At 52.7% G+C, this 12,267-nt stretch carries 6 protein-coding genes; 1 reads left to right on the top strand and 5 read right to left on the bottom strand.

Annotated elements, in window-relative coordinates; genetic code table 11:
• Window positions 1-245 precede the first annotated feature (245 nt).
• Window positions 246-3,251, top strand: a complete 3,006-nt coding sequence (locus tag PSCS_RS11550; RefSeq protein ID WP_068812243.1) for a TonB-dependent receptor domain-containing protein — start codon at window positions 246-248, stop codon at window positions 3,249-3,251.
• Between the two features lie 412 nt (window positions 3,252-3,663).
• On the opposite strand, the gene PSCS_RS11545 is transcribed toward PSCS_RS11550, so the two are convergent.
• From PSCS_RS11545 to PSCS_RS11525, 5 genes are all read right to left on the bottom strand, one after another.
• Window positions 3,664-4,731 (bottom strand): hypothetical protein, encoded by a 1,068-nt coding sequence (locus PSCS_RS11545; RefSeq protein WP_068812242.1) that lies wholly within the window; start codon window positions 4,729-4,731, stop codon window positions 3,664-3,666.
• 167 nt (window positions 4,732-4,898) lie between these two features.
• Window positions 4,899-6,113: a phosphoserine phosphatase SerB gene (serB, locus tag PSCS_RS11540; RefSeq protein WP_068812241.1), complete on the bottom strand. Its 1,215-nt coding sequence runs from the start codon at window positions 6,111-6,113 to the stop codon at window positions 4,899-4,901.
• A gap of 90 nt (window positions 6,114-6,203) precedes the next feature.
• Window positions 6,204-6,608 (bottom strand): VOC family protein, encoded by a 405-nt coding sequence (locus tag PSCS_RS11535; protein WP_068812240.1) that lies wholly within the window; start codon window positions 6,606-6,608, stop codon window positions 6,204-6,206.
• Window positions 6,609-6,616: 8 nt separating this feature from the next.
• On the bottom strand, window positions 6,617-10,414 hold the full coding sequence (locus PSCS_RS11530) for a translocation/assembly module TamB domain-containing protein (RefSeq protein WP_068812239.1): 3,798 nt from the start codon (window positions 10,412-10,414) through the stop codon (window positions 6,617-6,619).
• Window positions 10,411-12,267, bottom strand: a complete 1,857-nt coding sequence (locus PSCS_RS11525) for an autotransporter assembly complex protein TamA (protein ID WP_068893729.1) — start codon at window positions 12,265-12,267, stop codon at window positions 10,411-10,413. Before PSCS_RS11525 ends, PSCS_RS11530 begins: the two co-directional genes overlap by 4 nt.

Below are 12,267 nucleotides of genomic sequence, written 5' to 3'. Positions count from 1 at the left end.
CGACCCAGATCACATTGTACTGGTGCGCTCTTGCTAGGCTTTTTGATCGAGCTTTATATAGTTGGAGTAGTGCTGGTCCTGGTATGTGAAATGCAATCGGGTGCATAAAAAAAATGCGGGTTTCGTGTTTGGTTTTAGAGTGGACAACGCCAGTCTGCTTGTTGAGGAGAGCCAGGCATAGGCGGTACCCGCTAATAAAATATGAGTACGACCATATATAATCACAATGATACGAGGGCGTATAAGTGACTGCTGTAACAATCAAAACAAAACCATCTGTACTATCTACACTCATCAGACAACTGACCACCGGCGCTTCCTTAGCCGTGTTTGCTTCAACGGTTTCTCTGCCAGCGATGGCCCAGGACGAGCCAGAAGTGGAAGAAGTTGTTGTCACGGGTTCATTCATCCGTCGCAGTGAAGGTTTCACTGCCGCATCACCTGTCACCACCATTAGCAACGAAGATCTGCAGGCCGAAGGTACGGTCAACATGGGTCAGGTTGTGCAAAACATGACGTTCAACGCCGGTTCTGCCACGACCAATACGATTCAGGGTACATCCAGTAATACGACTGCATTCAACCTGCGTGGTCTCGGCAGCAGCGCCACACTGCTGTTAATGGATGGCAAGCGTACACCGACATCCAACGTTAACGTGCTGCTGCCAAATATTGCCGTACAACGTATGGAAATCGTGACCGATGGTGCTGCGGCACTGTACGGTACTGACGCGGTAGCCGGTGTGGTTAACATGGTGCCTTACAAGTCATATGACGGCATCAAAACCGAGTTATATTATGAGCAGGACGATGGTCCTGGCAGCTTCAATGAGAAGCAGATATCCACCCTTTTTGGTACCGAAATCGCCGGTGAAATTGACTTTGTCGGTGCATTTGCTTTTCGTGAAGCCGATCCACTGCGCTGGATTGACCGTCCCGACTTGATGAAAGCGGGTTTGACTTCTTCCGGTACTTCCAACCCAGGTAACTGGTCTGTACCCCAGCGTGACGAGATGGGTAATCTGACGGGTGTATCTGCTAACCGTCCAGATCCCTCATGTAGCACTACCCGGGATGATCCTGCCCAAATCGGAGCCAACCCCTTTGGTTTCCAGGCATTGGGTAGCTGCTGGATGGACTTTGGTGATACGCGTGATTTCCGCGAACAAAATGACATCATGCAGGTCTTCACCAATGCGACCTGGGATGTCAGTTCTGACCTGACCCTGAGCGGCCAGTTAATGTACACCCGCCAGACAGCTGATCGTCGCACGTCACCATCCAACCCGGGTGGCCGTACTACGGCACTGCCGACTGTACGCGGTGAGCTGCCAGGCAACCCCTTCCGTGCGGTGAACGCAAGCGGCAATGAGCTGTTTGCCGAGCCTCGTCGTGACAATGCCGGTAACATTGTAACTGATGGCTATGGTCGTCCACTGCCATTGCGTGGTGCTGATAACAATGTCGTGTTGGCGCAAAACCAGTTTGCCAACATGAATAGTGATCCAATGGGTGGCGTGCCTTTCTATGAGGATTTGCCAATCACTCGCTGGCGTGCGGTTGGTAAAGCCGATACCTGTCCGGTACAAAACGCCCAGGACGGTTCCTGTGCTCGTCAGGATGAACTGGATCGTCGCTACACGCGCGTAGCATTTGATGCTCAGTTCACAGTACCTTACCTGGATGGCTGGGAAGGTCAGGCAGGTTACTCGTTCTCCCGTATGCTGGACCTGAACACTGAGTCTCAGGTCTGGAACTATGACGCGATCGCTCAAGGCCTGACCTGTGATGTAGTCAACGACGTGGATGCCTGTTTCAACCCGTTTGGTGTGACAGACCCACAATTTGCGACTTCTCAGGCCGTGATGGATCAGGTGGGCCGGGATCCACGCCGTCGTTACACGGATGATCTGCAAACCTTCGATTTGGTATTCAACGGTACTATTCCATTGGGTAGTTTTGAGCTGCCTGGCGGTGAAATTGGTGCGGCTTTTGGCTTACAGCGTCGTGAGGAGTCACTGGAGCGTATTCCGGATGCACTGACAATTGCGGGCGAAGGCCTGTTGGGTGCCCAGGTGGCGCCATTCTCACGCAGCCGTTCAGTTGATGCCGTGATGGCAGAATTCCTGTTGCCACTGGCGTCTAACTGGGAAGTGAACATTGCTGCCCGTAATGAGAGCTTCAGCACAGGTCAGGAAGACTCCATTGTTAAAGTGGGTACTGTTTATGAACCAACCGACTGGTTAGGTCTGCGTGCAACATGGGGCGAAGCCTTCCTGGCACCAACCATGAACCAGCTGGAAGCACCACGTGACTGTGGTCTGACACTGCTGGATGACCTGTTCTCAAGCTTTAACGCCTATGTGAACTCATGTCAGCAGGGTAACCCGAATCTGGAGTCTGAAACCTCAGAAAGCTGGACGCTGGGTGTAGATCTTGTACCAACTGATAACCTGACGCTGACGTTGAACTACAGCGAAACTGACTTCAGCAACCGTATCGTTAGTACAACCACTCAGGATCTGATGCGTAAGGACTTTGAGAACTTCAAAATCGAAACTGGCTTCACGCCAACTACGGCGAACCCTTACCCAACAGAAGATCAGATTCGTAACTGGGTAGCTAACCCGGCATCAGATGATCGTATCATCCGTGCGCCTAACGACATCGGCTTTATCACAGAAGTCATTCAGAGCGACTCTAACGCTTCTGCGATGCTGGTTAAGGCATACGACATCACGGCTGATTACTTGATCCCAACGAATGAGTGGGGCGAGTTCGGTCTTAACCTGTCGGCTACAATGGTTGACTCCTACCAGTTCCAGCTGGATCCTCTGGATCCTGTGATCGAGGCGGTGGGCAACCACAACAACGATTACGGTGCGGTCCCAGCAATGCCAGAATGGCGCGCCAACCTGCGTGCAACCTGGAGAATGGGCGACCACTTTGTGGCGGCAACCACGCGTTATGTTGACGAAGTTAATTATGACGCGAACAACTATAGCTTCCAGCAGTACTTCCCGCACAGCAACTGGAGAGATGTAGACACCATTCGTGCCTGGACACAGATGGACTGGTTCTACACTTACAGCGGCCTGGAAATCGGTGATGGTCAGACTGGTATCACAGTCGGTATGCGTAATGCCTTCGATCGTGAACCACAGAAAGTGGGTATGACTTCCGGTATCGTAGGTGAGCTGCAAGATCCACTGGGTCGAGTCATGTACGCCCGTATGTCTTACGACTTCTAACCACTGCTTAGAAAGTCTGAACGACACAAAAAAGGGCCGGCAATGAAAAATTGCCGGCCCTTTTTGCTTTGCCTGTCCCTAACGTCGCTGCTCCCAATAGCACCAAAACACGGCACAAGGGAAGGGCATCACTCCACATACCTCAGCCAGTCAGACCACGCTTTGCCTAACGCCCTTCACCCGAAAACGCAGCCGAACTGTTTGAGCCGTCAGGCGAGTTTTCGGCTGCCGGGTGAAGGGCGTTAGGCAGTGGTCGGCTGAGGTATGTGGAGTGATGGTCTGCCCGCAACCCGAGTGAGCGAGCTGATTGTTTGAAGCCACAGGCTGAGTTTTCGCCCGCCGAGCGAGGCCCTAAGTGCTGTGGTCGTCTGCCACCGGTTCTATGAGGCCCTGACCGCTCCTGCGTTCTTACCTATTCGGCATCAGCAGCTTCAGCTTCCTGCCGACGCGCACCAGCAAGAATACCCGCCATGGCGTAGTTACCCTCATGACAAGCGTATTCGTAGATGGGACCTTCCGTTGCATGGAAACTCAGTTCAGCGGTCCAGGGCTGGCGGTAAAGGTTATCGTCTTCTACCGTAAACTGATAAATGACTTCAGTGTCAGAGTGTCGGGTAAAACGCTCAGTGATTTTCCCAGCTTGGGTGATGGCAACCGAGCTTTCAGCCATTTGCTTGGGGTTGATGTTCACGGTTTCCACAACCAGCCAGCCATCTTCATACCAGCCACGCGAGTCACCAAACCAGGGTTGATGCTCGACCGGGCGGGTATTGGCGCGTGCCTCTTCAGCGCTGTCATACAACGGGATGATTCGTGCATCGTGAATCATTTCTACCAGAATGACCAGGTAGTCTTCGGTTTGCACAAACTGGTAATTGCTGTTGTACAGCGCGCCCATCATGCCGGGACCGGAGGTGTTGCTAAAGCCCACCAGGCAGCGCTCTGATAAAGGCAGCGCTTCTGGGCCATCGGCATTGCCTTCGCCTGTCACATACCGCGCACCGAAACTGCGTCGTATCTGGGTCTGTGGATTTTCCAAGAGTGGGATCTGCCCATCAGGGGGATCAATAATATAGGAGGTTCGAAATTCACCTCTGACTCTGGCCAGGGTGCTACCGGGGTCGATCCAGAAATCGTTGTAACCCCGCAAACCAAAATCAAAACTGCCTGCTGGCGGTGCTGCGCCAGGTGTTCTGGCTTCCGGGGCGTCTATCTGGTCGGCCGGTAAGCCTGCAATCGAGGTATTAGCGACGATGGCAGCAGCCTGCTCGGGTGTGACGACCAGCTCGGAAACATTGTCGGGACGTGTCAGACTGGTCAAAGACGCATTGGTCCAAAGACCGCCCAGTTCAGGGATTGAGTCAGTTTGAGCGACGCCGTTTTGCAAGGCGATCGCAAATGGCAAAGCCAATACAGCGCAAACGGTTGGCCGTTTTACAGAGGTACTTTTAACAGAGGTACTTTTAACAGAAACGCTCATGGCAACACTCCTGATGTTTATAGTGCTCTATTTTGTTGTTATTGTGTCGCGTTTATACGGACGTGCTTGTTATGGAATGACTTTACCGTATCCCGCTTGGCAGGGAATGTAAAGTGAATAGATTCACCATTGAGGGTAATGAATATCGGGTATTATTCAGGTGAATATCAATTAAGGCTGTCTCTGTCACGAATCCCCAACAGATAGAGTATGCCGTCGAGACCAAGGGTGGAAATCGCCTGTTTGGCAGACTGTTTCACCAGCGGTTTGGCCCGGAATGCGACACCCAGCCCGGCAATAGATAACATGGGAAGGTCGTTGGCACCATCGCCGACTGCGATGGTTTGTTCGAGGCTGATACATTCCTTGTTTGCGAGTTCTTTGAGCAGGTCGGCTTTACGCTGACCATCGACTATGGGCAGTTCAACTTCGCCCGTGACAATGCCATTTTCAACAGGCAGAGCATTGGCGAAAACATAATCAATTCCCAGGCGATGTTGTAGACGTTCGGCAAAATAATTAAAACCACCGGATAAAATGGCGGTCTTGTAGCCAAGTCGGCGCAACTGTTTTATCAATTCTTCAGCGCCTTCGGTCAGGCGAAGGCGTTCAGCAATTTCAGCCAGTGTCGACTCGGGCAGACCTTTCAGAAGGGCAACGCGTTCCCGGAAGCTGTCCTGAAAGTCTAATTCTCCACGCATGGCGCGCTCGGTAATTTCGACGACCTGATCACCAACGCCAGCTGCCTTAGCCAGCTCATCAATGACTTCTGCTTCGATCAAGGTGGAATCCATATCGAATACCACCAGACGTCGTGTGCGCCGAAAAACACTGTCTTTCTGGAAGGCGATATCCACATTGAGTTCCTGGGCAATGGTCAGGAACTCGGCTCTTAGCGCATCCAGGTCTTCCGGGTCACCACGTACGGAAAACTCGATGCAGGCCTTGCGCTGGTCGATCGGCTGAGACTCCGGAATGCGGCCTGATAGCCTGTCAATGTGATCGATATTCAGGCCATTCCTGGCTGTAATGGTGCTGACGCGTTCGATGTGCTCTGCAGTAATTCGGCGTCCCAGGATTGTCACAATATGGCGTGACTTGCCCTGGCCGGAAACCCACAACTGATAATCATCGGAATGAATTGGGGTGAACCTGACTTGCTGGTCCAACTCGGAGCAACGAAACAGTATATCTTTCAAGATATCGCTTTTCTGGCTGTCATCCGGCAGTTCTATCAGAATACCAAAGGAAAGGGTGTCATGAATCACGGCCTGGCCTATATCCAGAATATTAACGCTGGATTTGGCAAGTATACCGGTCATCGCTGCCGTCAGACCTGGTCGATCCGGTCCTGTGATATTGATAAGGATGATTTCTTTCAATGTGGGGCTCCTGCTGAACCATGCTAACCGCGCGTATTGTACTGAAATTTACTAATTCACCCCAGTGTTATTGCCGGGCAATTGGTCGGTTCACATCCGGTTTCTAAGCTCGACGGTATTGCCATCGGGATCTGTCAGGTATATTGATGGCCCCATACCTTGCGCACCGTAGCGCTGCTCAAAGCCGCCATGGGAAATGTTGTGTTTATCGAGCCAGGCAGTTATGTCCGACTCTTTGCACGGGGCTATTTGCAGGCAGATATGATCGACATTCGGGCGATTCATATCGGGTGGACCGCCGCCTTGTCGTCCCATTTCACTATCAACCGATACCAGGTCAATCAGTGCATTGCCGGCACGCAGCTGGATCAGTCCTTTCTCAGCAGGTAATTCACGTTCAATGACACAGCCCAGTACATCACGGTAAAACCGTATCATGGCGTCTGTATCATTCGTGCGAAGCACGACATGGTCTATCTGTAAGATCTCAATCATATATTGGCTCACTGTTCGACAGTGTAGGTGACATCAATGCTCTGGCTTTCGCCACTGGTGGCCTGCAGCTTGATGCGCTCAGTCATTGTATAGTCGATAGCCAGGGAGTTTTCAGTTTCAAACAGGCCGACTGCATAGCGAATGAAAATACGGGGTGTGATGTACTTGCCCAGCATCAGGCTGCTATCGCTGGTGTCACCAGAGCTGTTGATGCTTAACGCATCCAGGCCCAGCTGGCTTTGAATCTGGTTGACGATCCCTTCGGTCTGGCGGATGCCCAGTGAAGTGGCGGCGCCGATCAGGGCGTTACCGTCCTGTTCACTGCCAATCTCTGCAATCGGACGTCCAGTAATCATGACGGCCAGAATATCGCCTTCGGGTAATGTCGGCGTGGAGAATAGCGTGCTGCGCATGTTGCGGGCAGTACCATTAATCTGTACGCCGACGCGCATATCTTCGACTTCACGTATGGCTCGGATATCGAGTGCCGGGTTGTCAAAGCTGCCCATAAAGAGCAGTTTTCCTTGCTCTATATATAACGTGCGTCCATACACTTCCAGCTCACCGCTGGCCAGGCCAAGTTCACCGTAAGCCACAGGTGTGGCCTGAGCGCGTTGCGTAATGTCCAGTTCGCCTTCCAGTCTTGCGTTCAGGCCAAAACCGGAAACATGCACGTTGTCACCGAGGCGAACCACAAGGGAGCTGGTCAATGGTATGCCTGCCAGCGAAGAGGTTTCTGTCGTTGCCGTATTATCGATTTCGCGTTCTTCTGGCTGGGCGACAATAACCGCGTCACGTGAAACGTCAACAGCCGACTCTGGCAATTCGGCAACGGTCAGATCCACCATGGGTATCTCAATTTCACCAGAAATATCAATGGCCTGCTGACTGGCCAGCACCGTGACGTGGGGGGAGGCTGTCGCCGATAGTGTATCGAGGTTGACGACAGAGACGTCATCACCGTTGATCTCCAATGACAGCTCGCGCGATTCCAGGAACGGGTCAATTAAAGAACCGTTGATCTCCAGCTGACCATCGCCGGAGCGCATGCCCAGATTTATGGAGAATTGGCGACTGTCTTCACTGAATATGGAAGCATTGACGTCTGAGATCGACAGACCCGCGGCTGGTACGTTGAAACGGGTATCTGACAGCTCAATATCAGTGGCTAATACCGGTTGCTCCATGTTGCCACTGACATCGATTCGCCCCTGCAGCTGGCCATTGACGGCACTCACTTGTGGTGCGAGTGCTTCAACCCAGCCCAGGTCGTCAAAAGCAAGCTGCAGGTTGCCACCCAGAGACTGGTCACTGTCCATACTTAAATCTGTGGTTATTCGGCCGCGCATGGCCTGTTGGGTATTATCGGGTTGTTCAACATCCGCCTGGTAGAACTGTAATTCGCTTTGCAGCAACCAGCGCCCGTCCTCTAATTCAGCGTTAACATCAAGAGAGGGCCAGCGGAACTGGTTGATGGAAGTAATGATTTCCTCCTCTTCAACTGACTCGCCCAGCATGTACAAATCACCCGCTTGACTGCTGATTTGCGTGGTCAAGCGCAGCGTTGAAAAGTCGCTGATAGAGCCACTGGCTTCGCCGTTGATCGAGATTGTGCCATTAACTGCCAGGTTGGAAGGCAGCGGCCAGGGTAGTCGCTGCTGTGTTGAACTGGCGGCATTCGAGGGTTCTGCAGCGTCAACCAGGCGGGGTTCCGGCAGAGCATTGTCAATGGCGCGTTCGGCCTCAATGCGATTGAAGTTGTTCAGTGAGTATTCTGTCAGTTGCCAGCTGGCGGCTAATTGATCACCGTCTTCTAGTGAGGCACTCAGGCAAAGGCTGGCGGACTGTGTCTGCCAGCACAAGTCATCTATGCGTGACAAGGTGGATGAAAACTGCAACTGACTGCCATATTGCTGTTGCCACTCACCCAGGGGGGTGTCAATAACACTGCTTAGCAGGCGGCCTTGCCAGCCGCCATCAGCCAGTTCGCCATCCGCATTAATTCTGATTTCGCCCAATGAGCTGTCAACTCTGAGGAGCATGTTATGAGCGCTTGGCTGGCCACGTAAACGTAGCATGACATCGTTAATTGTTTCTGTCGTTTCGGCGACGGGGACCTGTATTTGCCCGCTGCGAAGCTCCAACTCATTCATTCCTGCGCGGTTTTGCCCAACTATTGTCAGCTCAGGAATGACAATGTCCTGAAATTGAACCTGACTGGCCAGCAAGTCCAGGTCAATCACCGGGGCATCCATGTTGCCACTGATATTGGCATTTGCCTCAATCGTACCGGCGATGGCGGGATGGAAAGCAGACAAGTCAGGAATATTGATGACACCGGCTGCCTGGATAGTCTGATCGCTATTCATTTCTGCCTGGATATCGATGTGACTGTCATCTGAATTCAGTCGGAACTGGCTAAGCTGCCAGCGGTTACCGTCAAACGACAACGCACTTGAACCGGCAATAACCCTGTCGTTCACCATGACTCGAAGCTCGGGTACCTGAAGTGACAGATTCATGTCGCCTGAAGGTGGCATGATAACTTCGACCTGGCCGCGGCTTTGCAGGTTTTCCAACGCAATACCGCTATCCTCAAGAGCCAGGTAACTGCCAGGTGCACTGTCTTCAATGCTGTAATTGGCATTGATGGTAACAGCGTCGCTCCAGTCAACCCGGCCATCGATCAGCACCTGGCCGCTCTCAGTTTCCAGCGCCAGTGAATCAATATCCAGGTGGCTGCCGCGCAAGAAAGCCTGGGTACGAATATCACTCTGGATGTTCAGAGAGTCGTTGATTGCGGCATCAACGCTGGCATTGGCATTGAGTCCCAGGTTATCCGGCGTACCTTGAGTCGTCAGTGTAAAGCTGTTGATGGCAAGCTGTTCTGCACCGGGCACTGTCATTGGCGACAAGGTATGAGTCAGGTCCAGGTTTGGATTGATGGTGTCCGTCTCTGCATTGAGGAAACGCGCCAGACCCAGTTCAACACTGCCATTGGAGTTCAGCTCCGCTGGCCCGGACAACTGGTGCACTAATGTCAGGGTGTCGAGGTTGCCCGATAGCTCCAGCGTTCCTTCAGGTGCCGCAATGGTATCGCTGATGTCTTCCTGGTATTGCCAGTTAAGTATGGCTTCAACTGAGTAAGGGCGTCGTAGTGTCGCGCTGATATCCCCGTTCAGGCTGGCCTCAGGTATCTCAAAAGCCAGGTTGCTTATTTCCGCCTGTCGTCCGAATAAGCTGGCGTTAAAGGTGAGCGAGTTGAGGGCAAAGTCAGTGCCATTCTGGGTGATATTGGCACCATCCAGGCGAATATTATTGAGTTGAATGCCTATGGGTAGTGGCAGGATCGAACTGAGAAGTTCTTCCAGAACCAGCGGTGGACCGGGAGGGGGCGGGTTCGGGTTTTCAGTTAGCGTCAGTTGAAGCCCGGCGACCCGCAAAGATTCCAGAACGAATTCGCCGTCCAGTAATGTGATCGGATTCCAGCGGCTGTGAAGCTGCTCTACCTGTGCGGCAGTGGTGGCGTTTTCAAAATAGACACCGTGCAGATTGAGGCCGCGCAGAAAGGAGCCGTCGGCCTGGTCATAGTTGAAGGTTTGTGACTCGCTATTGACCAGGCTGGAGATACGCCCCAGTAACCACTGGCTACCGCTGTTCGTTGCCAGTATGCCACTGAAGGTAATAATTGCAGCCATCAAAACCAGGATGGTGATGCCGAGCCCGCGCACAACCCAGCGTAATACCCGCCGCCAGATGGGAAGTTCAGGTCGTTTTCTGGTTGTATCTGCTGCTGCAGTACTCACAAATCAGGTCCCATGGTGATATGAAGCCGAAACGCATCATCACTGATGGCATGGGCAAGATCGAGGCGAATAGGGCCAATCGGCGATATCCAGCGAAAGCCAATGCCGGCACTGCGCTTCAGGGTCATGGTGTCAAAGTCCCGGAACGAATTGCCGGTGTCAAAAAAGACAGCACCACGCCAGTCTTCACCCATGACCGGGAAGTCGTATTCCAGGCTGCCTACCAGTAAATGCTTGCCGCCGATGACCTCGCCCTCTTCATTCATTGCCCCTAATTCGCCAAATTGATAGCCGCGGATACTGGTGTCGCCGCCAGTGAAGTAACGGACTGAAACCGGCAATTCAAGCAAGGTGTCAGCGATGGTAGTGGCAGCTTCGGCACGGGCGATTATACGGGTTGGACCCAGACTGTGGATCCATTTTACATTGCCTTCTACCTGAGTGAATGTGGTATTCGACAACAGTCCGTCATAAGAGCCTTGCACCTGGCCAAACAAGCGCCAGCCATTACGAGGAAAAATAGGGTCATCGGATTTGGTCCGTGTCCAGTTAGCACCAAAAATGGTGGTGTTGTTGCGCTGTAATTCGGGATCACCGGTTTCAGTTTCGATCAGTTCGGATTTTTCCCGTTCATAATTCACGTACAGGTTTTGTACCCAGGAGCCAGCCACCAGCGATCGGTGTGTCACACCAGTGCGATAGGTGTTGGTAATATAGGTATCTGCTTCTTCACGCTGAAAGCCTGCTGAGAAGCGCAGGCTGTCGTTGACAGGATCCTGCAACGGGATGACGTAACTGACACTGGCATCTTGCTGCAAAGTAGAGAGTGACGTCTCTGCCAGGAAACGGTGTCCACGGCGGTTGATATACCGATCTTCGTAATTACCTGTCAGACGGGGACCCGAGTCGGTGTTGACGCCTGCACCCACCGTATAAACACGCCGCGGTCTCAATGTCAGCCCGATATTGACGGGTATGACTCTGTCTCCTGTCTGGTCGAGATCCGGGGTCACAGCAACCCGGGAAAAATACTGGCTGCTGTTTAAGTGTTGCCGTTGTTCAACGAGGTCTTCGCTATGATATGGAGAGTTGGGTCGCAGTGTGATGAAACGCTGCACAAAACTTTCCGACAGCGCATCAGGAGTGGTGATGCTGATGTCACCAAATGAGTACCGTTCGCCGGGTTCGAAAATCAGATTGATATCAGCGCGTTGGCGCTGAAGGTCGATAGCCAGTTCTGATTGTGTAAAGCGGCTGGCAAAAAAGCCGTTTTCAATGGCGTGTCCACTAATCAACGACTTCAGGCTTTCATACTCGCTGTGCCTGAGAGGATTGCCACGCTGAACGGGTAAGGTTGAGAGTACAGGTGCGAATAATGCAGCTCTGGACTGGTCTGCGATGGAAATATTGATATCACCAAAGAGCACCCGTTGTCCGGGTGAAATATCTATGTCCAGTTCCCAGCACCGGATTTCGTTATTATCGTCAGTATTGCCAGTTGAAGAGGCTTGTCCTGCTTCTTCCGGTTGAACAGTCATAGCCGATAAAGCGGTGAAGGTGATGTCCACAGTAGCCTGGTAGTAACCGATTGCCTGTGCGGCCCGCTGTGTATTACGACGGACCTGAGGCCGCTGGCGGTCCAGGCGCCGCTGACTGACGCTACAGCTGAGCTCCGGTGTGCCTACGTGGGCACGAATATTGGCTGTCAACTCACCGTCAGCCCCGGAAATACGGATTTCCGGGGAGTTGACGCCGTCGGCAGCATCATCCTGTGCATAGCCGGTTGAGCAAAAGGCCACCAACATCGCAGTTAAGACCAGCAACTGTCTGGTGAACCCGGTATTGCGAGACAT

This window comes from Pseudohongiella nitratireducens (genome assembly GCF_001642735.1).
In the GTDB taxonomy this organism is placed as follows: Bacteria; Pseudomonadota; Gammaproteobacteria; order Pseudomonadales; family Pseudohongiellaceae; genus Pseudohongiella; species Pseudohongiella nitratireducens.
Note: the sequence above shows the minus strand (reverse complement) of the source record. Positions and strands in the feature narration are given on the sequence as shown.

Excerpts from the sequence above, each read along its gene's own strand:
- PSCS_RS11545 (WP_068812242.1), bottom strand. The coding sequence starts at position 4,731 with ATGAGCGTTTCTGTTAAAAGTACCTCTGTTAAAAGTACCTCTGTAAAA.
- PSCS_RS11535 (WP_068812240.1), bottom strand. The coding sequence starts at position 6,608 with ATGATTGAGATCTTACAGATAGACCATGTCGTGCTTCGCACGAATGAT.
- PSCS_RS11525 (WP_068893729.1), bottom strand. The coding sequence starts at position 12,267 with ATGTCTCGCAATACCGGGTTCACCAGACAGTTGCTGGTCTTAACTGCG.